Below are 23,209 nucleotides of genomic sequence, written 5' to 3'. Positions count from 1 at the left end.
CAAGGGACGGACGTTACGAACGGGCCGGTCGCAAGACCGGCCCGTTTCGTTTGGAGCGGGGCCCGGCTGTCACAAATATGACTCCAAACCGCAATCGGGGTTCGCTAACGTCCGACGCGGGGAGAGTTCATGTCGGACGTCGTCGTCGAGAATCTTGCGCGTCATTGGGGTACGACCAAAGCCCTGGACGGCGTGTCGTTCAAAGTCGAAGCGGGCAGTTTCGCGGTTCTGCTGGGCCCGTCGGGTTGCGGCAAATCCACCTTGCTGCGTCTGATCGCGGGGCTGGAAACGCCGACCGGCGGCAGCATCCGCATCGCCGGCAAGGACGTGACCGGTTTGCCGCCCGCCAAGCGCGGCATCGCGATGGTGTTCCAAAGCTACGCGCTGTTCCCGCATCTCAGCGTCGCGCAGAACATCTGCTTCGGTCTTGAAGTGCGCCACGTGGACGCGGCCGAGCGCAAGCGCCGGCTGGAGCGCGCGGCCGAATTGCTGGGTCTTGCCAAACTTCTCGACCGCAAACCGAGCCAGCTTTCCGGCGGCCAGCAGCAGCGCGTGGCGCTGGGCCGCGCGATCGTCGCGCAGGCGCCGGTGTGTTTGATGGACGAGCCGCTATCGAATCTCGACGCGCAATTGCGCCACGAAATGCGGCTCGAAATCCGCGAACTTCAACGCCGCCTGTCGATGACCATGATCTACGTCACCCACGATCAGGTCGAAGCGATGACCATGGCCGATCAGGTCGTTCTGCTGCGCGACGGCAAAATCGAACAGGACGCGGCCCCCGACGAACTTTACGCCAATCCCGCGACGATCTTCGCCGCGCGCTTCATCGGCACGCCGCCGATGAACGTCGTCGATCTCGACGACGACGGGCGCATCGCCGACGCGCAAGGCGGGGCGGGCGCCTTGGGCGTGCGGCCCGAAGATATCATCGTTGTGCCGGCCGAAACGCCGGGTGCCGTGCGAGCGCGGGTCGAATCGATCGAATATCTGGGGGCCGACACGCTGGTCGCCGCGCGCAAGGGCGCGGGCCGCTTGGTCGCGCGCGTTCCCGGCAAAGCCAGAATCGAAGCGGGTGCGGCCATCGGCCTCGCCTGGACACAAGAAGCGCAACATATCTTCGATAATCGGACGGGGCGGCGGGTCGCCGACCCGCCGGCATAGACAAGGGAGAGTCAAATGACCGTTTCGAAATTCGGCCGTCGCGGCTTCGTCGCCGGCGGATTGGCATTGGCGGGTACGGCCAAGCTGGCGGCCCCGGCATTGGCGCAAGGCCAGACGCGCCTCAACTTCTACTATCCCGTCGCCGTCGGCGGCCCGATCACCAAGCTGATCGACACGATGTGCGCCGATTTCGAGCGCGAGAATCCGTCGATCAAGGTGCAACCGATCTATACGGGCTCGTACCAGGACACGATCGCCAAGACGCTGACGGCGCTGAAGTCGAACGACTTCCCGCATTTCGCGATCCTGCTGTCGACCGACATGTTCACGCTGATCGACGAAGACGTGATCGTGCCGTTCGACGATTCGGATCAGGCGTGGATCAAGAGCTTCTATCCCGCGTTCATGGAAAACAGCCAGGCCGAGGGCAAGACCTGGGGCATTCCCTTCCAGCGCTCCACCATCGTGCAGTACTGGAACAAGGAATTGTTCAAGGAAGCGGGCCTGAACCCGGACGTGCCGCCGAAGACCTGGGCCGACCAGATCGAGATCGCGACGAAGCTGACCAAGCGCGATGCGTCGGGCAATACCTCGCAATGGGGCATGCAGATCCCCAGCTCCGGCTTCCCGTATTGGCTGTTCCAGGCGCTGACCACGCAGAACGACGTGCGCCTGATGAACCCGGAAGGCACGCGCACCTTCTTCGACGATCCCAAGGTCGTCGAGGCGCTGCAATACTGGATGGACCTGTCGATGAAGCACAAGGTGCATCCGACCGGCATCGTCGAATGGGGCACCACGCCGCGCGACTTCTTCGAGCGCAAGGTCGCCATCATGTGGACGACGACGGGCAACCTGACCAACGTGCGCACGAACGCGAAATTCGATTTCGGCGTGGGCATGATGCCGTTCGGCCGGCGCGGCGGTTCGCCCACCGGCGGCGGCAATTTCTATGTCTTCAAAAAGGCGAGTGCGGCCGAACGCGCGGCGGCAACGGCCTTCGCGAAATTCGTCACGCAGCCCGACCGCGCCGCGCAATGGGGCATCGACACGGGCTATGTCGCCGTGACGCCGGCGGCGTTCGAAACCCAGCGCATGAAGGACTATGTCGCCGGCTTCCCGGCGGCGGCGGTCGCGCGCGATCAATTGCCGCTCGCCTGGGCGGAATTGTCGACGCACGACAATCAGCGCGTGACCAAAGCGTTGAACGACGGTCTGCAAGCCGGCCTGACGGGGACCAAACCCGCCCAGGTCGCGATGGCCGAGGCGCAACGCGAAGCCCAGCGCTTGCTGCGCCCCTTCCAGCGATAAGGAGCGACGGGGCGGCGGATCGATGCCGCCGCCCCGGTTTTCCCGCGCATGAGCAAAGCAAGAGCGACGATCTACGGCTGGCTGCTTCTGGGTCCCGCCTTCGTGCTGCTGGCCGCGTTCACGCATTGGCCGGCGATCGCCACGCTCTATCACTCGTTCCATTCGACAGCACGTCGCAACCGCCCGTCGGTTTATGTCGGCGTCGACAATTACCAGGGCATGATCGACGACCCTGTCTTCTGGCAGGCGTTGATCAATAATTTCTGGTACGCGGTCGGCACGATTCCCGTTTCCGTCGCGCTGGCCATGCTGATGGCGCTGTGGGTCAACGAGAAACTCGCCGGGCGCACCTGGCTGCGCCTCGCCTATTTCACGCCGACCGTGCTGCCGATGATCGCGGTCGCGAATATCTGGCTGTTCTTCTACACACCCGATTACGGGCTGTTCGATCAGATCCGCGGGTTGTTCGGCCTGCGCGCGACGAATTGGCTGGGCGAACCCGGCACCGTTCTCGGCTGCCTGATCGTGATGACGATCTGGAAGGAAGCCGGATTCTTCATGATCTTCTATCTGGCCGCGTTGCAATCGATGCCGCCCAACCTTGCCGAAGCGGCGGCGATCGAAGGCTGCGGGCGCTGGACCTTTTTCCGCCGCGTGACCTTCCCGTTGCTGATGCCGACCACGTTGTTCGTGCTGATCAACGCCATCATCGGCGCGTTCCGCATGGTCGACCACGTCGTGGCCTTGACCGCCGGCGGCCCCAACAACGCGAGCATGCTGCTGCTGGTGATGATCTACGACGTCGCCTTCCGCTATTGGGACGTCGCCTATGCCGCGACATTGACGGTCGTGCTGCTCGCGATCCTCGGCACCGTCGCGCTGATCCAGTTCGTCGTGCTCGAAAAGCGGATCCATTACCGATGAGCGACGCGCTGGCGCCGCGCGGGCTCGGCCGCGCGCTCGAAACTTTCGGCGCCTGGGCGCTGGCGATCTTCTGGATCGCCCCGCTGCTCTATTGCGTGTGGACCGCGTTCCACCCGCCGGAATACGCGACCAAGTTCGTATTGTGGGCGCCGCTGTCGGTCGAGAATTTCGTCAAGGCGTGGAACGCCGCCCCGTTCGCGCGCTACTTCCTCAACACCTTCGCGCTGGTGACGATGGTGCTGGCGGGGCAGCTCGTGCTCGTCACCCTCGCCGCCTATGCCTTCGCGCGGTTCGAGTTCATCGGGCGCGACATCGCCTTCGCGCTCGTCCTCGTGCAGCTGATGATCATGCCCGACGTGCTGCTGGTCGAGAATTACCTGATCATGGCGCAGCTGGGCCTCGTCGATACGATTTTGGGCATCGGCCTGCCCTATTTCGCCTCGGCGTTCGGGATTTTCCTGCTGCGCCAGACCTTCAAAAGCCTGCCCAAGGAATTGGACGACGCGGCGCGCGTGGAAGGGGCCGGCGTGCTGGTCACGCTGTGGCGCGTTTACGTGCCGCTGGCGCGGCCGACCTATATCGCCTTCGGGCTCGTCTCGGTCAGCTATCACTGGAACAATTTCCTGTGGCCGCTGATCGTCACCAACTCGGTCGAGACGCGCCCGCTGACCGTGGGCTTGCGGGTGTTCACGGCGATCGAACAGGGTGTCGACTGGTCGGTCATCACGGCGGCGACACTGATGAGCTGCGGGCCCCTGCTGATCGCCTTCCTGCTGTTCCAGCGCCAGTTCATCCAGAGTTTTATGCGCGCGGGCATCCGCTGACGCTTTTCCGTAACGCCGGGAAATGGCAAACTGACCGTCATAAACAACGGACAGGGGCGATCCATGGGCATTCGAACGGCGTTGCGCGCATGCGGTTTTGCGCTGATCTTCGCGGCTTCCGCCGCGTCGGCGCAGGTGACCTTCAATCGCGGTTACGACGCCGATCCCGAGACCCTCGATCCGCATAAAACCTCGACGGTCGCCGAAGCGCATCTGATCCGCGACCTGTTCGAAAATCTGGTCATCCACGATGCGCGCGGCCGCGTGGCGCCGGGTGTCGCCGAAAGCTGGACGGTCTCGCCCGACGGCAAAAGCTACACTTTCGCCTTGCGCGCCAATGCGCGCTGGTCGAACGGCGATCCGGTCGTCGCGGGCGATTTCGAATATTCGCTGAAGCGGATCATGACCCCCGCGACCGGCGCCAAATACGCGAACATCCTTTACCCCATCCTGAACGCCGAAGCCTTCAACAAGGGCCAGGGCAAAACCGCCGACGATATGGGCGTGAAGGCGGTCGATACGCGCACGTTGCGCATCGATCTGGAGCGGCCCACGCCGTATTTCCTGGAATTGCTGACGCATCAGACCGGCGCCCCGGTGCATCGCCCGACGGTCGAGCGTTTCGGTGCCGATTTCGTGAAGCCCGGCAATCTCGTATCCAACGGCGCGTTCCGTCTGGTCGAGAACGTGCCCAATTCGCATATCCGCCTCGCCAAGAACCCGACCTTCCATGACGCGGGCGCGGTGAAGGTCGATATCGTCAACTTCATCCCGCATCCCGATCTGGCGGCGGGTGCGCGCCGCTTCCTGGCGGGCGAGTTGCACGTCACGACCGACATTCCCGCCGACCAGATCAAGTTCCTGCGCCAGCGTCTGGGCGATCAGGTCAAGATCACGCCCTATCTCGGCACATGGTATTTCGCCTTCAACACCGCGAAGGCGCCGTTCGACGACGTGCGCGTGCGCCGCGCGCTGTCGATGGTGATCGATCGCGAGTTCCTGGCCGAACAGGTTTGGCAGGAAACGATGGTGCCGGCTTTCGGCTGGATTCCGCCCGGCATCGGCAATTACGTGCCCACTCCGGTCGAGGTCGACTACAAGGCGATGTCGCCGATCGACCGCGAGGACGAGGCCAAGAAACTGCTCGCCGCCGCGGGTTTCGGGCCCGGGGCCAAGAAGCTGAGCGTGCAAATCCGTTACAACACGACCGACAACAACCGCGCCTCGGCCGTCGCGATCGCCGATATGTGGAAGCAGATCGGCGTCGAAACCACCTTCGTCAACACCGATACGCGCACCCATTTCGCGCATCTGCGCGACGGCGGCGATTTCGACGTGGCACGCGCGGGCTGGATCGGCGATTACTCCGATCCGCAGAACTTCCTGTTCCTGCTGCAAAGCGACAACAAGGGCTTCAACTACGCGCGCTGGTCGAATCCGGAATTCGACGGCTTGATGAAACAGGCAAGCGAGGAAATCGATCTCGGCAAACGCGCGCAGATCCTGGCCCGCGCCGAAGCGATCGTCGTGCGCGAGAATCCCTATGTCGGCCTGCTGTTCTATTCGAACCGCAACCTGCTTTCGAACAAGGTCGAGGGCTATATCCCCAATCTGCGCGGCGCCAACGCGTCGCGTTACGTCTCGATCAAGAACTGATCGGACAAAGCGGCCGGAAACGACCGCATGCTCGGCTTCGTTCTTCGACGCTTCTTGAGCGCGATCCCGACTTTGTTCGTCGTCGTCACGCTCTCGTTCTTCTTGATGCGCCTCGCCCCCGGCGGCCCGTTCGATCTGGAACGGCCGCTGGAGGCGAAGATCATGGAGAATTTGCAGCGCGCCTACGGTCTCGACCTGCCGCTGCACGAGCAATATCTGCGTTATCTCGGCAATCTCGCGCGCGGCGATCTGGGCCCGTCCTTCTTCATGCGCGACTTCTCGGTCGCGCAGATTCTGATGCAAGGGCTGCCCGTCTCGATGGCGCTGGGCGGCGGCGCCATTCTTCTGGCGCTGGTCCTTGGGGCCGGCCTCGGCGCCTTCGCCGCGATGCGCCAGAACACTGGTGCCGATCACGCGGTCGTCGGCTTCGCGACCGCCGGCGTGACGATCCCCAATTTCGTCGTCGCCCCCGTGCTGCAGATCATATTCGGACTGACGCTCGCCTGGCTGCCGGTCGGCGGTTGGAATAACGGGGCGCTGCGAAATGTGATCCTGCCGGTGATCGTGCTGGCCTTGCCGCAGATCGCCGTGGTCGCGCGCATGACCCGCGCCGCGATGATCGAAACCTTGCGCGCCGACCATATCCGCACGCTGCGCTCGCTGGGGCTCGGGTCCCGCCACGTCGCCGAGCATGGGTTGCGCGCCGCCCTGCTGCCGGTCGTGTCCTATCTCGGTCCCACAGCGGCGGCGCTGCTGACCGGATCGGTCGTGGTCGAAACGATTTTCGGCCTGCCCGGCATCGGGCGCTATTTCGTCGAAGGCGCTTTGAACCGCGACTACACGCTGGTGATGGGTACCGTCGTCGTCGTCGCGGTGTTCGTGCTGGTCTTCAATCTGATCGTCGATATCCTTTACGCGCTGCTCGATCCGCGCGTGCGCTACGAATGAGCGCCGCCGGAAACGCGCTGTGGGCCGACGCGGCGCGGCGACTGCGGCGCAACCGGGCGGCGACGGCGAGCCTTGCCATGCTGATTCTGCTGGCGCTCGCCTGCGTCTTCGGCCCGATGCTGAGCGGCAACGCCTATGACCGCGTCTATCCCGATTACGTGCGCGTGCGGCCGTCGCTGCAAGCCCAGCCCACGGAAGATCTGATCGCGCCCGCAATCGAGCGCATCGCGTCGCGCTTGCGCGCCCGCGCCACGGATATCGCGCGCGACGGCGAGACGCTGAAGATCGTACTAGAAGCGCCCCGCGCCATCGACGAACGTTCGCTCGCGTTTTTCGAACGCTCCGATCTGTTCGAAGCGGCGCGCGTAACGGCGCGCGAAGACGACGGCAAGCGCCTGATCGTCGACGTGAAGTTGGAACGGAATTACTTCTTCTTCGGTACCGACGGCAACGGGCGCGATCTTCTGGCGCGCACATTGATCGCCGGGCGCGTCAGTCTCGCCATCGGCTTGCTCGCGACCTTCGTCGCCATTTCCATCGGCGTCGTTTACGGCGCCGTCGCCGGTTTCGCGGGCGGGCGCATCGACGCGCTGATGATGCGCGCGGTCGACGTGCTCTATTCCCTGCCCTTCATCTTCTTCGTGATCATGCTGGTCGTGTTTTTCGGCCGCAATTTCGTGCTGATGTTCATCGCGGTCGGGGCGGTCGAATGGCTCGACATGGCGCGCATCGTGCGCGGCCAGACGCTGAGCTTGAAGCGCCGCGAGTTCGTCGCGGCCGCCGAAACGCTCGGCGTGAGCGCCACGGGCATTCTCACGCGGCATATTGTCCCGAACACCCTTGGCCCCGTCGTCGTCTACACGACCCTGCTGGTGCCGAAGGTCATTCTGCTGGAAAGCTTCCTGTCGTTCCTGGGCCTGGGCGTGCAGGAGCCGATGACGAGCTGGGGCGTGTTGATCGCCGACGGGGCGCGCAACATCCAGGGCAACACGCATCTGCTGGTGTTCCCGGCGATCTTCCTGACGACGACGCTGTTCTGCCTCAACTTCCTGGGCGACGGGTTGCGCGACGCGCTCGACCCACGCGATCGCTGACATGGCGCCGGTCCTCGCCATTCGCGATCTCGATATCCGCTTCCGCACGGGGGCGGGCGAGTTGCACGCGGTCAAGCGCGTCTCCTTCGCGATCGACAAGGGCGAGACGCTGGCCATCGTCGGCGAATCCGGCTCGGGCAAAAGCCAGACGATGCTGGCCGCGTTGGGTTTGCTCGCCGCCAACGGAACGGGGACGGGCTCAGCCAAACTCAACGACGTCGAACTGATCGGCGCCACGCAGAAGCAGCTTGACGAGTTTCGCGGCCGCAAGGTCGCGATGATCTTCCAGGAGCCGATGACCTCGCTCGATCCGCTCTACACGATCGGCGCGCAGCTCGTGAAAGTGCTGCGCCGGCACAAGCCGATCAGCCGCGTCGCGGCGCGCGAGGACGCGGCCGCGTTGCTCGACCGCGTGAGCATCCCCGATGCGGCCGCAAGGCTCGATTCCTATCCGCATGAAATGTCGGGCGGGCAGCGCCAGCGCGTGATGATCGCGATGGCGCTAGCGCACGGGCCCGATCTGCTGGTCGCCGACGAACCGACCACGGCGCTGGACGTGACGATCCAGGCCGAAATTCTGGAACTGCTCGGCGCCCTGCAACGCGAGCTTGGCATGGCGATCGCGTTCATCACCCACGATCTGGGTCTCGTGCGCCGATTCGCCAAGCGCGTGATCGTGATGCGCAACGGCGAGATCGTCGAACACGGCAACGTCGCCGAAATTTTCGCGGCGCCCAAGCACGACTATACGAAGGCATTGCTCGACGCCGAGCCCGCGGGCCGGAAAGCGCCGATCGCGGCGGATGCGCCGATCGTGCTGACCGCCGACGATATCCGCGTCGAATACGAAATCCTACGCGGGATGTTCGGCCGCAGAACGCTGACGGTGAAGGCGGTCGACGGCGTATCGATCGCCTTGCGCGCGGGCGAGACGCTCGGCCTCGTCGGTGAATCCGGTTCGGGCAAATCGACGCTGGCGCGCAGTATCGTGCGCCTCGCCCCCGCGACCGGATTGGTGCGCTTCGAGGATCGCGCCTTGCTGGCGCTGACCAAGCCCGAGATGCGCCCGATCCGCAAAACCTTACAGATGGTCTTTCAAGACCCCTACGGCTCGCTGTCGCCGCGCATGAGCGTGGGCGAGATCGTGAGCGAGGGCTTGCGCGTCCACGAACCCGCGCTCACCGCCGCGCAACGCGATTCGCGCGCGGCCGCAGCCCTCGAAGAAGTGCGCCTCGACCCGGAAATGCGCCGCCGCTTTCCGCACGAATTTTCCGGCGGCCAGCGCCAACGCATCGCCATCGCGCGCGCCATCGTGCTGCGGCCCAAGCTCGTGATCCTGGACGAACCGACCTCGGCGCTCGACCGCACGATCCAAAAGGCGATCGTCGAGTTGCTGCGCGACCTACAGGCGCGGCATGGCCTGGCTTATCTGTTCGTCAGCCACGACCTTGCCACCGTGCGCGCGATGGCCGACCGGATCGCCGTGATGAAGGACGGCAAAATCGTCGAGGAAGGGGCGACCGAAACGCTGCTCGCCAACCCGCGCGCGGATTACACGCGACGGCTGCTGGCGGCGGCTTTTACGGGGAAAGTGGAGCGGGTGAAGGGAATCGAACCCTCGTCGTAAGCTTGGGAAGCTTCTGCTCTACCATTGAGCTACACCCGCGAACCGTCCGGGAAGATAGGCGGCGCTCGGGTTTTTCGCAAGCCGGTCCGGCTTGACAGAAATCGGGGGCGGGAATAGTTTCGCCCTCACGTGACGATTTGGGCCGGCCGGCTTGCGGGGTCACGTTAATCCTCCCGCTAAAAGGTCGGTGCCGGAAGTCCCGGAACCCCTCGCGGTTCCGCCCGAAAGCCCCGATCCCACGGTCGGGGTTTTGTCGTTTTGGGGGTTTCTTCCGATGCCGGCCAACAAGTCCGATACGATCCGCAAATCCTGGCGCGCCGCTACGCGCGTGGTGCGCGAAGGCACGCACCGTTCCGAATGGTTCGAGACGAGCGAGGCGCTCTATCTCAATTCGGGCTTCGTCTACGACAGCGCCTTCGACGCCGAAGCGGCCTTCTCGTCGAAGACGCCGCCGAAGGATCAGCGCTTCGTCTATTCGCGCTTCGGCAACCCGACTAATCAGATGCTGGAAAAGCGCTTGGCCGCGTTGGAAGGCGCCGAAGCCTGCAAGGTCACGGCATCGGGCATGGCGGCGGTGTTCGCCGCCCTCGCTTGCCAATTGAAGGCGGGCGATCGCATCGTTTCGGCGCGTGCGCTGTTCGGCTCGTGCCATTACATCGTGACCGAGCTGCTGCCGCGCTGGGGCATCGAGTCGGTGCTGGTCGACGGCGCGGATCTCGACCAATGGAAAACGGCGCTGTCCAAACCCGCGAAGGCCGTGTTCCTGGAAACGCCGTCGAACCCGATGCTCGATCTGGTCGATATCAAAACCGTATCGAAGCTCGCGCATAAGGCCGGTGCTTGCGTCGTCGTCGACAACGTGTTCGCCACGCCGATGTATCAGAAGCCGTTGGCGCTGGGGGCGGACGTGGTGATCTATTCCGCCACCAAGCATATCGACGGCCAGGGCCGCGTGCTGGGCGGGGCGGTGCTCGGCCGCCAGAAATGGATCGACGAGACGCTGGTGCCATTCCTGCGCCACACGGGCCCGACGCTCTCGGCCTTCAACGCCTGGGTGCTGCTGAAGGGCATCGAGACGCTGCCGTTGCGCGTGGAAGCGCAAACGCGCAACGCGTTGATCGTCGCCAAGCGGCTGGAGAAAGCGCGCGAGATCGAGCGCGTCTACTACCCCGGCCTCAAATCGCATCCGCAATACGCGCTCGCGCGCAAGCAGATGAAGTCGGGCTCGACGCTGGTCGCGTTCGACGTGAAGGGCGGCAAGAAAGCGGCCTTTGCTTTCCAGGACGCGCTGCAGACGATCGACATTTCCAACAATTTGGGCGACGTCAAAAGCCTGATCTCCCACCCCGCGACGACGACGCATCAACGTCTGCCGGCGGAGGAGAAGGCACGCCTGGGCATCGGCCCCGGCAGCCTGCGCCTGTCGGTGGGGATCGAAGATCCGGCCGATTTGCTGGAAGACATCGAACGCGCTTTGGCGGCGGCCCGTAAGGCGCGGTAACACAAAGCTTGAGGGGGGCTGGCACCGGCCCCCCTTCGCGGCCTATAGTGCGCCGGTCATGTACAGCGCCACGACCCGCGACATCAAAGTCACCGTCAAGCCGGTGTTTCTCGACGACCAATCTTCGCCGTCCGAGAACCATTACGTCTGGGCCTATCACGTCCGCATCGAGAATCTCGGGGCCGCGACCGTGCAATTGCGCGCGCGCCATTGGAAGATCACCGATGCGCTGGGCCGCTTGCAGGAAGTGAAGGGGGCTGGCGTGGTCGGCGAGCAGCCGATTTTGCAGCCGGGCCAAAGCTTCGAGTACACGTCGGGCACGCCGTTGGGCACGCCGTCGGGCATCATGGCCGGCACGTATCTGATGGAAACGCCGGACGGCGATCGCTTCGATATCGAAGTGCCGGCCTTCTCGCTCGACTCGCCGCATTTCACCGCGAAACTGAACTGAAGGGACCCCCGCCCTTGAAATCCGCCCTTAAATCCGTCGTTACCAAGCGCGCGCGCCCGACGCGCGAAGCCGCCCAGGAAGCCGTCCGCACGTTGATCGAATGGGCGGGCGATGATCCGATGCGCGAAGGCCTGCTGGGCACACCCGAACGCGTCGTGCGCGCCTACGAGGAATGGTTCGCCGGCTACAACGAAGATCCGGTCGAGCTGCTGAAGCGCACCTTCGAGGAGACCGAAGGCTACGACGAGATGGTCGTGCTGCGCGACGTGCGCTTCGAAAGCGTGTGCGAACATCACCTCGCCCCGATCCTGGGCACGGTGCATGTCGCCTATCTGCCCGCCAAGCGCGTGGTCGGCATCTCCAAGCTCGCGCGCGTCATCGACGTCTACGCCAAGCGGATGCAGATCCAGGAAAAGATGACCGCCCAGATCGCCAACACGATCGAAGAAGTGCTCCAGCCCAAAGGTGTGGCCGTCGTCGTCCAGGCGCAGCACCAGTGCATGAGCACGCGCGGCGTGCACAAGACCGGCGTGTCGATGGTGACGAGCCGCATGCTCGGCGCCTTCCGCGACAACGAATCCACGCGCCGCGAATTCCTGGCGATCGTCGGGGCGCCGCGCGACAACGGCGCGAACGGCTGACCGCACGATGACCACCGCGCAGAATTCGGTCGCGTTCCTGGAGCGTCTTGTCGCGCATCGTACGGTCAGCCGGGATTCGAATCTCGGGCTGATCGAAGATGTGCGCGGCTATCTCGCCGGACTCGGCATTCCCGCGCGCGTCGTGCCCAACGAAGACGGCACCAAAGCCAATCTGGTCGCGACGATCGGCCCGATGGTCGAGGGCGGCTTGATCCTGTCCGGCCATACCGACGTGGTGCCCGTGGATGGCCAGCCCTGGTCGACCGATCCTTTCAAGCTGACCGAGAAGGACGGGAAGCTCTACGGCCGCGGCGCGTCGGACATGAAGGGCTTCATCGCCGTGGCGCTGGGCCTCGCCCCCGAATTCGCCAAGCTGAAGCTCGAACGCCCGATCCATTTCTGCTTCTCGTATGACGAGGAAGTCGGCTGCTTCGGCGCCCCCCATGCGATCGCGCTGTTCGGGCGCGAATTGCCGCGCGCGTCGGTGTGTTTCGTGGGCGAACCCACGATGATGCGCGTGATCGTCGCGCATAAGGGCATATGCTCCAACATCGCCCATGCGCGCGGGCTGGAAGCGCATTCCAGCGCCCCGCATCTGGGCAGCAACGCGATCGTCCATATGGGGCGCTTTCTTGCTTTCCTCGACGAACTTCAGCGCGAATTGATCGAAGACGGCCAGAAACACGCGATCCCGGGAATCGATTTCGATCCGCCCTACACGACCGTCGGCATCGGCCGTATCGACGGCGGTACCGTGGTCAATATCGTGCCGCGCGATTGCCATCTGAATTGGGAGTTGCGTCCGCTGCCCGGCGTCGACGCCGAGGCGATTTACGCGCGCGCCGTCGCCAAAGCCGCCGAGATCGATGCGGCGATGAAGAAGGAATCGCGCGAGGCGCATTTCGAAGTTTCGAAATACGCCTGGATTCCCGCCTGCAAGCCGGAGCATGACGGGCTGGCCCAGAAACTCGCCTGCGAGATGACCGGGGCGAACACCGTTTCCGCCGTCGCCTTCGGCACCGAGGCGGGGCAATTCCAGGAAGCCGGTATCTCCACCGTCATTTGCGGCCCCGGCGATATCGCCGTCGCGCACAAGACCGACGAATACACGACGCGCGACCAGCTCGCCCAGTGCGAGGCCTTCCTGAAGAAACTGGCGCGATGGGCGCAGAACCCGCGCTGAGGATCGAGACCCTTGCCGAACAGCTGCGCGCCTTGGGCGTGCGGCCGGGCGATGTGCTTATTCCCCATGTCGCGATGCGCGATTTGGTTCCGGTCGAGAACGGCCCCAAAGGCGTGCTCGCGGCGTTGCGCCGCGCGGTCGGCGCCAACGGCACGCTGCTGTTCCATGTGCCTTGCGAAACTTCGGGCAATGTCGCCGAGGCCGATCAACGCATCGCCGTGGGCCGCCAGATGGCCGGCGGCGACGGCTTCGATCCGTTGAAGGGCCCGCCGCGCGGCCGCTTGGGCGAATTCGCGCGCGCGGTGATTGCCGATGCGGACATGAAGATCGCGGCGCACCCGGCCGCGCGTTTCGCCGCCACCGGCAAACAGGCCGTGAAGCTGCTGGAGCCGATGCCGTGGGACGATCCGCTGGGGCCGGACTCGCCGCTCGACCGGCTTTGCGCGCTGCAAGGCAAGGTGCTGGATTTCGGTGTCGATACCGCGACGCTGACGATCGGATCGCTCGCCGATTACTACGCTGTGCCCCGCAGCCGCGCGATAATCCTGCGCCATTACCGGACGCGCGAGAACGGCAGAAGCTTCGTGCGCAGCGTGCGCCTGCTCGACGACAAGGACGAGCATCGCTACGACGAAGGCTTCGACGCCGCCAAGCGTCAGAATTTCGCGAAGACCGGCAAGCTGGGCCGCACGCAAGCGACGCTGTACGAGGCCGCACCATTGCTGCGGTATCTATCGCGCAAATTCGGCGGGCCGGATCTTTTCCGCACCGTGTTGCGCGTCTACGAACCGGTTACGCCGGCGCGGCGCTAGCGTCCTTGTCCTTCGCCGAGCTTTGCAGCGCGTGGAGCTTGGCGTAGAGCCCGCCGCGATTCAGCAATTCGGCATGGCTGCCGAATTCGATCAGACGGCCGTCTTCGATCGCGCAGATGATGTCGGCGTCCACGATGGTCGACAGGCGATGGGCCACGACGATCGTCGTGCGCCCCTTCATCAGCGTGGCGAGCGATTGCTGGATCAAGCGCTCCGATTCGTTGTCGAGCGCCGACGTCGCTTCGTCCAGCAGCAGGATCGGCGCGTTCTTCAGGAACGCGCGCGCGATCGCCACGCGCTGGCGCTGGCCCCCGGAAAGCTTCGAGCCGCGTTCGCCCACCACGGTCATGAAACCGTCGGGCAAGGCTTCGACGAAGTCGAGCGCGCCGGCGATGCGCGCGGCCTCGCGGATTTCCGCGTCGGTGGCGCCCGGCTTGCCGTAGCCAATATTGGCGCGGATCGTATCGTGGAACAGGCTGGTTTCCTGCGTCACCAGCGCCATGTTGGCGCGCAACGAATCCAGCGTCAGGTCTCGGATATCGTAACCGTCGAGCGTCACGCGGCCGTGATCGACGTCGTAGAAACGCGGCAGAAGATTGAGGATCGTCGTTTTGCCGCCGCCTGACGGGCCGACCAGCGCCACCGTCTTGCCCGCCGGAATGCGCAAGGTGAGACCATCGAGCGCCTTGCGATCCTCGCGATAGGAGAAGGTGACGCCTTCGAAACGGATTTCGCCCGCGACCTTGCCGAGCGTGGCCGCCCCTTTGCGATCGACGATCTTGGGCGACATATCCTCGAGCGCGAAGACGCGCGCGGCGGCGGCGAGGCCTTCCTGCAGCGTGTTGTTGAGGTTGGCCACGCTCTTGATCGGCTGATAGGCCATCAACAGCGCCGTGATGAACGAGAAGAACGTGCCCGGCGTGGTCTGGCCTTGGATCACCTGCCAGCCGCCGTAGAAGATCACGGCGGCGACGGCGATCGAGCCGAGCGTTTCGATGATCGGATTGGCGGCGGAGCGCGTGCGCGCGTTTTTATGCAGCAATTCGAAGATGCGCTCGACGATCGCGCGCAGCTTCGCCGTCTCCTGGTGTTCCATGAGATACGCCTTCACATGGCGGATCCCCTGGAAGGCCTCGTCGATCGTCGTCATCAGCGCGCCGACTTCGACCTGGGTGTTGTTGGAGATTTTGCGCATGCGCTTGCCCATGCGGCGTACGGGCAGGAACGCCATTGGGAACACCACGAAGGCGATCAGCGCCATGCGCCAATCCTGCCAGAACATCAACGCGACCAGGAACACGACGGTCAGCGAATCCTTCGACAGACCGACCAGCGATTGGGTGATCGCCGCGCGCATCAGCGCCACGTCGTGCGTCAGGCGGATGCCCAATCGCGCGGCGGGATTGTCGTTGAAGAAGGCGAGATCGGCGCGCACGGCTTGCGCGAATAGTTTGATCTGCAAATCGGAGATGATGCGCTGCCCGACATAGTTGAGCAGCACGCCCTGGAAATAGGTCGCGACACCCTTGATCAGCGCCGCCAGGATCACCGCCAGCGGGATGAGGTAGAGCATGGCCGTGTCGCGGGCGACGAACACCTTGTCGAGCACCGGCTCCATCAGCCAAGCATTCGCGGCGGTCGCGGCGGCGGCCAAAGCCATGCACAGGATCGACAGCGCCACCCGGCCCCAATGCGGGCGCACATGGTTGGCGATGAGGCGGGTCAGCAGACCGCGCGTGCTCTGGTCGGCAAGGATCGGGATACTCACGGGATCGGGCTTATCCCACGGAATTGCGGCGAAATCCCACCGATAAACGGTGACCTCCCATCGGACCGTATATTGTGCCGGGCCGAAACATGGTTAACGCCGCTTAATGCATAGGAATAAAAGGCTATTCTCCCGTTTTGTTCGCGTCCGGTTCGGGCCGATGCGAACGACTCGGGGCGAATCGGGTATTTAGATTTCGAGTCCGGGGCCAACCCCAAGACTCGGTATAGGGTGGGCTCTTAAACTTGTACTTTAAGAGTCGCCTTGTTATGCTTGTTTCACCTTTGTACCTGATCGGGAACGCCGATCCGGGCGGGGTCCGGCGCGCTAAATCTGGGGCCTGTGGATAAAAACGGCAATGCTGAACGAACGTCTCGACCAGTTGCAGGACTACCCCTTCGCGCGGCTTAACGCGCTGATCGCCGACATCACGCCCAAGGCCAATATCGCACCCGTCGCCATGTCGATCGGCGATCCGCAAGGCCAGCCGCCCGACTTCGCGATCAAAATCATCGCCGACCATGCCGACAAGTGGAACGGCTACCCGCCGGTGATCGGCACGTTCGAATTGCGCACGGCGATCAAAACCTGGCTCGACCGGCGTTACGCGCTGCCGCGCGACCTGATCGATATCGAAACGCAGATCGCCCCCGTGGCGGGTACCCGCGAAGGCCTGTTCATCGTCGCCCAGCTGGCCGTGAACGGCGCCAAGAACGGCCAAAAGCCCGTCGCGTTGATGCCCAATCCGTTCTACCAAGTTTACAACGCCGCGGCGGTGATGGCGGGGGCGGAGCCCGTCTACCTCACCACCACCGAGGCGACCGGCTTCCTGCCCGATCTCGACGCGATCCCGGAAGACACGCTGAAGCGCACGGCGCTGTTCTATCTGTGCAGCCCCGGCAATCCGCAAGGCGCCATCGCGTCGATCGACTACATCAAGAAGGCGCTGGGCCTCGCGCGCAAATACGACTTCCTGCTCGTGATGGACGAGTGCTACGCCGAGCTCTACTACACGCCGGCCGCCCCCCAAGGCGGGCTTCAGGCCGCGTTGGCGCTGGGGCCGGGCAAAGACGGCCATCCGCTCGACAATCTCGTGTGTTTCCACACGTTGTCCAAGCGCAGCTCCGCCGCCGGGATGCGATCGGGCTTCGGCGTGGGCTCGCCCACGACGATCAAGCTGCTCAACCGGCTGCGCAGCTTCTCCTGCGCCGCCCAGCCCTTCCCGATTCAGGCCGCGTCGGCCGCGTTGTGGGCCGAGGAAGATCACGCCATCGCGACGCGAGCGGCCTATGCCCAGCGCATGGAATCGGCGCAGCGCCATCTGGGCAAGCTGCCCGGCTTCTACGCGCCCAAGGGCGGCATGTTCTTGTGGATCGAAGTCGGCAACGGCGAAGAAGCCGCGCGCAAGCTATGGCGCGACGCCGCGATCAAGGTTCTGCCCGGCGAATATCTGACCAAGCCGGAAAAAGACGGCACGAATACGGGGCGCGCCTATATCCGCGTCGCCCTCGTTCACGATTACGAAACCTGCGATGCGGCACTCTCCCGTATGGCGCAGGTTCTTGGATGACATTGGAGCGATAGATGGCCATCGCAACGCGCATTTCCGGCGGACTTCTTCCCGAAGGGGCGGGCGCTTTCCTGCGCCGGCGCATCGCGGAGATCGCGGGCACGGCCGCGATCGTGATCGCGGCGCTGATCGTCGCGGCACTCGCCACCTATTCGCCCGAAGACCCGAGCTTCAGCCACGCGACCGACAAGGCGCCGTCGAACATCCTGGGCCATGCGGGTGCGTCGATCGCCGACATCCTGTTCCAGACGTTGGGCCTCGCCGCCGCGTTGATTCCGCTCGCGTTGCTCGGCTGGGGCTGGCGCTTGATCCGGTCGCGCAGCCTGCCCTTGTGGGGTTTGCGCGTGACGCTGCTGCCCGTGACCGTGCTGCTCGCCGCGATGGCGCTGTCCACCTGGGCCGCCCCCGCCGGCTGGCCGCGCCCGCTCGACGGCGGTTTGGGCGGCGTTGTGGGCCGCTTGTTCCTGGCGCAGTTCTTGGCGCTGGGTGCGGATCTGGGCCACGGCGCGGACGTTCTCGCCTGGGGGGCCGCGTTGCTCGCGACCTTGGGCTTCGTCTTCGGCCTTGCCATCACCTGGGGCGAATATCGCACGGCGGCGTGGGCCAGCGGCGTGGCCGCCCGCGCGATCGGGCAAGGCACGGCAACGATCGTCGCGTTCTTCTCGGCGCTGGTCGCGAAGATCCGCCTGGGCGATCCCGCCAAGGCGCGCGCGCGCGAAAAGCGCGAGATGAAGCGCAGCCGCGCCGAGCCTTCCTTCGACGGGTCGGCCGATCCCGAACCGGAGATCGAGGAAGAACCCGAGATCGAGAAGCCGCGCCTCCCGCCGGCGCAGTTGGTCGAGCGCAGCGCCCCGGTCGAAAAGCCGAAGGCCGAGCCCAAGAAGAAGCCCAAGCAAGCGGCCCTCGATCTGGCCGTGCAGGGCGAGTATCTGCCGCCGTCGATCGACCTGCTGGCCAAGCCCAAGGTCGCGAAGATCGCCAGCGTCGACGAAGGCGCCTTGGCCCAGAACGCGCGCTTGCTGGAAAGCGTGCTCGACGATTACGGCGTGAAGGGCCAGATCGTGAAGGTCCGTCCCGGCCCGGTCGTGACGCTCTACGAACTCGAACCCGCCCCCGGCACCAAGGCCGCGCGCGTGGTGGGTCTGTCGGACGATATCGCGCGATCGATGTCCGCACTCGCCGTGCGCGTCGCGGTCGTGCCGGGGCGCAACGTCATCGGCATCGAACTGCCCAACGCCGAACGCGAGACCGTCTATCTGCGCGATCTCCTCGAACAAACGTTGGAGGACAAGCAGAACGGCATCCTCAATCTGGTACTCGGCCGCGATATCGGCGGCCAGCCGATCATCGTCGATCTCGCCCGCATGCCCCACTTGCTGATCGCCGGTACGACCGGCTCGGGCAAGTCGGTCGCGATCAACACGATGATCCTGTCACTGCTCTACAAGCTCACACCGGGCGAATGCCGCTTCATCATGGTCGATCCGAAGATGATCGAATTGTCCGTCTATGACGGCATTCCCCATCTTCTGTCGCCGGTCGTCACCGACCCCAAGAAGGCCGTCGTGGCCCTCAAATGGGCGGTCAAGGAAATGGAAAGCCGCTATCGCGCGATGTCGAAACTCGGCGTGCGCAATATCGCGGGCTACAACCAGCGCCTGGCAGATGCGCGCAAAAACGGCGAAGCGTTGACGCGCAAAGTGCAGACCGGCTTCGACGAGGCGGGCAAGCCGGTGTTCGAGGATCAACCCCTCGACATGACGCCGCTGCCCTTCATCGTCGTCGTGGTCGACGAAATGGCCGATTTGATGCTGGTCGCGGGCAAGGACGTCGAATGGGCGGTGCAGCGCCTCGCGCAGATGGCGCGTGCGGCCGGCATCCATTTGTTGATGGCGACGCAACGCCCGTCGGTCGACGTCATCACCGGCACCATCAAGGCGAACTTCCCGACGCGTATTTCGTTCCAGGTCACCAGCAAGATCGACAGCCGCACGATCTTGGGCGAACAAGGTGCTGAACAGCTGCTGGGCCAAGGCGACATGCTGTATATGGCCGGCGGCGGGCGCATCACCCGCGTCCACGGCCCGTTCGTGTCCGACCGCGAGGTCGAGCATGTCGTCCAGCATTTGAAAGCGCAGGGCGCCCCGGCTTACGTCGACGAAGTCACTGAGGACGAGGAAGCGCTTGCGGCGCTGGACGGCGGCGGCGACGCGATGGGCGGCGGTGGCGGCGGCGGTTCGGGCGACGATCTTTACGATCAAGCCGTGGCGCTGGTCGCGCGCGAGCGCAAATGCTCGACGAGCTTCATCCAGCGCCATTTGCAGATCGGCTACAACCGCGCGGCGCGCATCGTCGAGAAGATGGAAGCCGAAGGCGTGGTCAGCTCGGCCAACCATGTCGGCAAGCGCGAAGTGCTGGCCCCGAAGGGCGATTACGCGGCGTAAAGATCGGCCGGGTTGGCGACGCGCTTTTCAAGCGCGGCTTTGAGCTTGCCCAAGGCGCGCGCCTCGATCTGACGCACGCGTTCCTTCGACACGCCCAGGCGCGTGCCCAGCGTTTCGAGCGTCACGCTTTCGTCTTCGTCAGCGAGGCGCCGCGCGGCGATCACCGCGCGTTCGCGCGGGGACAGATCGCCCATCGCCTCGTGCAGCAAGCGCACGCGCGCGTCGCGGTCGTGCCACGACATCGCGTCGGCTTCGGGGTCGGCGCGTTCATCGGCGAGCGATTCGCCCCAGCTGCGCGTCGACCCCTCGTCGCCCGCGACGGGCGCATCAAGCGAACGGTCGCCACCCGACATGCGGCCTTCCATTTCGATCACGTCGCCGATCGTCACGCCCAACTCCTGGGCGACCTTGGCGCGCGTCACATCGGTCATCGCCTCGCCGTTGCGATCGCCCAAACGCGCGCGCACGCGGCGCAGATTGAAGAACAGCGATTTATGCGCGGCCGTCGTGCCGGTGCGCACGATCGACCAATTGCGCAAAACGAAATCCTGGATCGCGGCGCGGATCCACCATTGCGCATAGGTCGCGAAGCGCACGTCGCGCGACGGCTCGAACCGCGCCGCCGCTTGCATCAGGCCGATATGGCCTTCCTGGATCAGATCGCCGACCGGCAGGCCGTAATGGCGGAATTTGAGTGCCGCCGACACGACCATGCGGCTATAGGCGCCGATCAATTCGTCGAGGGCGGCTTGATCGCCCGATTCGCGCCAACGTTTGGCGAGATCGAGCTCGCGTTCGCGCGCGAGCAATTTGGTCTTCATCGCCTTGCGGATGAAGCGGATATTCGCGGCTTGCGTGGCGGTGTCGTCCAAACGGGCCATGATGCGTATCTCCGTGAAGAAATACGCCGGGTTCCCCAGGATGGATCACTGCCCGGTTTGCAGCATTTCGACGATTTCGCCCCGGTTCGTCACGCAGGCCGCGACGATGGCGCCCGGCGTTTCGCCACAAAGGGTTAGCGTATAGGGGCCGTCCGGGGTCCGGGTCTTTTCGGGGGCGTGGCCGCGTACGATGCGCTGAAACCCCTCGAACGGCGCGTCGATTTTGGCGAAGTCGCCGCTGCCCCACCACAACGCGTCGCCCTGGGCGGCCAGCGGCCGGCCCAGATCCAACCCCGCCGACACGAACAGCAAACGGCCCAGATCGTCATGCGCGGCGCGGCGCAAGGCCAGCATCACGTCGCGATGGCCGCCGCGCGCTTCCATCGCCGCGCGCAATTTGGCGGTCCAGCGCGCGATCGAGGTCGCCCCCGCCCCGCAGGCCTGCAGCCCCTCGCGCGGGTCGACGCCGTAGGACGTGAGCGTCGCCTCCAGCCCGCGCGCCAGCATCCAGGTCAGGATATCGCGCGGGTTGACGGCGAAATGGAGCTGCAGCGTTTTCTGCCACATCTCTTCCTGGGCGCCACGCAGCATGACGAAATCGGCGGCGAAGAAACCGGGCATGGCGATGAAGTCGCGCCGGAAAGCGACCAGCGCGTCGAGCACGCCGGCGGCGTCGGGACCGGGCCCCAATAGATTGCCGAGATGGACGATCCGGTCGCCGGGTTCGACGCGCTGCGCGATCTCGTCATAAAGCTCGGCCAGTGCGGCGGCATTGCCGCGCACCGCGCCGATCGCCCAGACGCGGCCCACGCGCTTCAGCGTCGCGAAGCGTTCGCTTTTGGCCGGCGTCGCCGGCGAGGATGTCCCCCGAGTCGCCATCGCCCGAAGATAGCGCAATTCGGGGGTCGGCGAATCGGGCGGATCGCTTACCCGCCGCCGGCCTTGGCGACGAGCTTGGTCGCCTTCTCGGTCGCATCCTTGGCTTTGACGAGCAGTCTGCCGATCGACTCGCCATTCTCGCGCGAGTCTTTGACGGCGGCGTTGGCGGCTTTCAGCGCGGCGAGCGCCTCGGCCATACCGGACCCCGACAAGCCTTTCCTAACCGCGTCGAGATAGGCCAATTCCGCCGCGCGCCGGTTTTCCGTGATTGCCGAGCGCTGGTCGTCGTCTTCCGCGGCCGCAAGATCGGTCTTGTAATTCTTTTTGACAGAGATCCAGTTCGCCGTGACGGCGGCAATGTTTTCGTTGCTTTGAGTCGGCATCATCCGGCCTCCGGAGTCGCGTGGTTATTTTCCGTTTTCGATAGCGCGAATACGATCGACCGCTTCTTTCATTCGCAGAGCCATGGCGAGCGCATCATCGACGGTGAATGCGTGGCGCTTCCCAAGGCTTTCATGGGCAGCGGCGAGTTTCTCGATCGCTTTTTCGAGCGTGGCGTTGGCATCCGCGATCGCGTCGGCCTTCGCCGCCGCGCGGAATTTCTCGAATCCCGCCAATGCCCAAGCGATCCGCTGACGGCGTTGTTGATCGGGTGTCCCTTGGATCGAAGCACCCGCGAGCAGGCCATTCAAATCCTTCACCGGCACGAACCCTGCCAGTTCCGCCACGCGGATGAGGGCCGCAGTCTGATCGACGAGGCCCAAAGTCACGGCGTTATCGGTGAGTTCATCGCGATCGGATTCATTTGCGCTCCGATTCGCGGTCACATACGGCCGTTCCTTTTCGATCGCTTTCTTTAGTGTCGTCAGCGCTTCTTCGACAATCCGATTCGCCGCGAGAATCTCGCGCCGCTGGCGTTCTTCGGCATAAAGCGTCGCCGCCTCGGCGAACGCGGCGCCGACGGTGTTCGCGATCAACGGTACGGCGCCGCCAGTGGCCGCGTTGACGGCGGCCACCAGGCCATTCGTCTTTCCGACAAGATCGCCGACGGCCTTGCGTATATCGGCGCCGGGGTCACCCGCAGCGAGCGCCGCCATTTCACCGTAAGTCGCCGCGAGTGCCGATAACGAGTCTTCGCGCCGCTTGAGAATGACCGCGATTTCAAGACGCTTTCGATTGGCGGTCTGATTCGGCGGATCGAATGCTTTCTGCGTCTTGATGCCGGCAGTGTCCGCTTTCGCAAGCAGTTCGGCCGCCGCGTTTCGCTCGCCCCCGGCGACGAAGTCGATGCGCGCGGCGGCGGCTTCGGCGGCCCCGTTCGTCGCGGCGATCTTGCCCGCATCGGCGAGTTTGATCGCGGCCGCTTTGTCGACTTGCGTGCAGGCGGCGAGCGCCGCGAGGACCGCACATAACGCCGCGAATTTCGACATCGAACGCCGAACGCCCATGCCCGCCCCCTCGCGCATAAGATTTTCGATATTTATTTATGAATAACACACGTCATAAGAGAGTCAATCGGCATAAGAAAACC

General features: G+C 64.7%; 20 protein-coding genes, 1 tRNA gene and 1 riboswitch. Of the genes, 15 read left to right on the top strand and 6 right to left on the bottom strand.

The window, feature by feature from the left end:
• The first annotated feature begins 129 nt into the window (after positions 1-129).
• The 8 genes from J0H39_03480 (at position 130) to J0H39_03445 (ending at position 9,548) form a co-directional block, all read left to right on the top strand.
• The gene (locus J0H39_03480; protein MBN9495794.1) at positions 130-1,164 is read left to right on the top strand and encodes an ABC transporter ATP-binding protein; all 1,035 of its coding nucleotides are present in this window, start codon (positions 130-132) and stop codon (positions 1,162-1,164) included.
• 15 nt (positions 1,165-1,179) lie between these two features.
• Positions 1,180-2,475: an ABC transporter substrate-binding protein gene (locus J0H39_03475; protein ID MBN9495793.1), complete on the top strand. Its 1,296-nt coding sequence runs from the start codon at positions 1,180-1,182 to the stop codon at positions 2,473-2,475.
• A gap of 48 nt (positions 2,476-2,523) precedes the next feature.
• A complete protein-coding gene (locus J0H39_03470; GenBank protein ID MBN9495792.1) occupies positions 2,524-3,399 on the top strand; it encodes a sugar ABC transporter permease in 876 nt (291 codons plus the stop codon).
• A complete protein-coding gene (locus J0H39_03465) occupies positions 3,396-4,223 on the top strand; it encodes a carbohydrate ABC transporter permease (protein MBN9495791.1) in 828 nt (275 codons plus the stop codon). Before J0H39_03470 ends, J0H39_03465 begins: the two co-directional genes overlap by 4 nt.
• A 63-nt stretch (positions 4,224-4,286) precedes the next feature.
• On the top strand, positions 4,287-5,879 hold the full coding sequence (locus tag J0H39_03460) for a peptide ABC transporter substrate-binding protein (protein MBN9495790.1): 1,593 nt from the start codon (positions 4,287-4,289) through the stop codon (positions 5,877-5,879).
• Positions 5,880-5,906: 27 nt separating this feature from the next.
• A complete protein-coding gene (locus J0H39_03455; protein ID MBN9495789.1) occupies positions 5,907-6,827 on the top strand; it encodes an ABC transporter permease subunit in 921 nt (306 codons plus the stop codon).
• Complete coding sequence (locus tag J0H39_03450; GenBank protein ID MBN9495788.1) at positions 6,824-7,921, top strand: ABC transporter permease subunit; 1,098 nt, start codon at positions 6,824-6,826, stop codon at positions 7,919-7,921. The genes J0H39_03455 and J0H39_03450 overlap by 4 nt, the downstream gene beginning before the upstream one ends.
• A gap of 1 nt (position 7,922) precedes the next feature.
• On the top strand, positions 7,923-9,548 hold the full coding sequence (locus J0H39_03445) for an ABC transporter ATP-binding protein (GenBank protein MBN9495787.1): 1,626 nt from the start codon (positions 7,923-7,925) through the stop codon (positions 9,546-9,548).
• Here the strand turns inward: J0H39_03445 and J0H39_03440 are convergent.
• Positions 9,514-9,587, bottom strand: a tRNA-Gly gene (locus J0H39_03440). The genes J0H39_03445 and J0H39_03440 overlap by 35 nt on opposite strands.
• Positions 9,588-9,667: 80 nt before the next feature.
• Positions 9,668-9,748: riboswitch (SAM riboswitch) on the top strand.
• Between the two features lie 74 nt (positions 9,749-9,822).
• Here J0H39_03440 and metZ point away from each other — a divergent pair.
• From metZ to J0H39_03415, 5 genes are read left to right on the top strand one after another with little or no spacing between them, the layout of a single operon-like run.
• A complete protein-coding gene (gene metZ / locus J0H39_03435) occupies positions 9,823-11,049 on the top strand; it encodes an O-succinylhomoserine sulfhydrylase (protein MBN9495786.1) in 1,227 nt (408 codons plus the stop codon).
• Positions 11,050-11,107: 58 nt separating this feature from the next.
• The gene (gene apaG / locus J0H39_03430) at positions 11,108-11,500 is read left to right on the top strand and encodes a Co2+/Mg2+ efflux protein ApaG (protein ID MBN9495785.1); all 393 of its coding nucleotides are present in this window, start codon (positions 11,108-11,110) and stop codon (positions 11,498-11,500) included.
• A 14-nt stretch (positions 11,501-11,514) separates the two neighbouring features.
• A complete protein-coding gene (gene folE, locus J0H39_03425) occupies positions 11,515-12,141 on the top strand; it encodes a GTP cyclohydrolase I FolE (GenBank protein ID MBN9495784.1) in 627 nt (208 codons plus the stop codon).
• 7 nt (positions 12,142-12,148) lie between these two features.
• A complete protein-coding gene (gene argE, locus J0H39_03420) occupies positions 12,149-13,324 on the top strand; it encodes an acetylornithine deacetylase (GenBank protein MBN9495783.1) in 1,176 nt (391 codons plus the stop codon).
• A complete protein-coding gene (locus tag J0H39_03415) occupies positions 13,303-14,136 on the top strand; it encodes an AAC(3) family N-acetyltransferase (protein MBN9495782.1) in 834 nt (277 codons plus the stop codon). The genes argE and J0H39_03415 overlap by 22 nt, the downstream gene beginning before the upstream one ends.
• Here J0H39_03415 and msbA read toward each other — a convergent pair.
• On the bottom strand, positions 14,117-15,865 hold the full coding sequence (gene msbA / locus J0H39_03410) for a lipid A export permease/ATP-binding protein MsbA (GenBank protein ID MBN9495781.1): 1,749 nt from the start codon (positions 15,863-15,865) through the stop codon (positions 14,117-14,119). The two genes, J0H39_03415 and msbA, sit on opposite strands and share 20 nt — an antisense overlap.
• Before the next feature lie 397 nt (positions 15,866-16,262).
• Here msbA and J0H39_03405 point away from each other — a divergent pair, with 397 nt between their 5' ends.
• Both J0H39_03405 and J0H39_03400 read left to right on the top strand, forming a co-directional pair.
• Entirely contained in the window at positions 16,263-17,474 is a 1,212-nt protein-coding gene (locus J0H39_03405; protein MBN9495780.1) for an aminotransferase class I/II-fold pyridoxal phosphate-dependent enzyme, read from the top strand.
• 14 nt (positions 17,475-17,488) lie between these two features.
• The gene (locus J0H39_03400) at positions 17,489-19,918 is read left to right on the top strand and encodes a DNA translocase FtsK 4TM domain-containing protein (GenBank protein ID MBN9495779.1); all 2,430 of its coding nucleotides are present in this window, start codon (positions 17,489-17,491) and stop codon (positions 19,916-19,918) included.
• Here J0H39_03400 and J0H39_03395 read toward each other — a convergent pair.
• The 4 genes from J0H39_03395 to J0H39_03380 are packed head-to-tail and all read right to left on the bottom strand — an operon-like array spanning position 19,906 to position 23,126.
• Complete coding sequence (locus J0H39_03395) at positions 19,906-20,799, bottom strand: RNA polymerase factor sigma-32 (protein MBN9495778.1); 894 nt, start codon at positions 20,797-20,799, stop codon at positions 19,906-19,908. The genes J0H39_03400 and J0H39_03395 overlap by 13 nt on opposite strands.
• 45 nt (positions 20,800-20,844) lie before the next feature.
• A complete protein-coding gene (locus J0H39_03390; GenBank protein MBN9495777.1) occupies positions 20,845-21,678 on the bottom strand; it encodes a hypothetical protein in 834 nt (277 codons plus the stop codon).
• A gap of 47 nt (positions 21,679-21,725) precedes the next feature.
• Positions 21,726-22,064: a hypothetical protein gene (locus J0H39_03385; GenBank protein ID MBN9495776.1), complete on the bottom strand. Its 339-nt coding sequence runs from the start codon at positions 22,062-22,064 to the stop codon at positions 21,726-21,728.
• Between the two features lie 21 nt (positions 22,065-22,085).
• Positions 22,086-23,126, bottom strand: a complete 1,041-nt coding sequence (locus tag J0H39_03380) for a hypothetical protein (protein ID MBN9495775.1) — start codon at positions 23,124-23,126, stop codon at positions 22,086-22,088.
• Between the last annotated feature and the right edge of the window lie 83 nt (positions 23,127-23,209).

Source organism: Alphaproteobacteria bacterium (genome assembly GCA_017308135.1).
GTDB lineage: Bacteria > Pseudomonadota > Alphaproteobacteria > CACIAM-22H2 > CACIAM-22H2 > Tagaea.
Note: the sequence above shows the minus strand (reverse complement) of the source record. Positions and strands in the feature narration are given on the sequence as shown.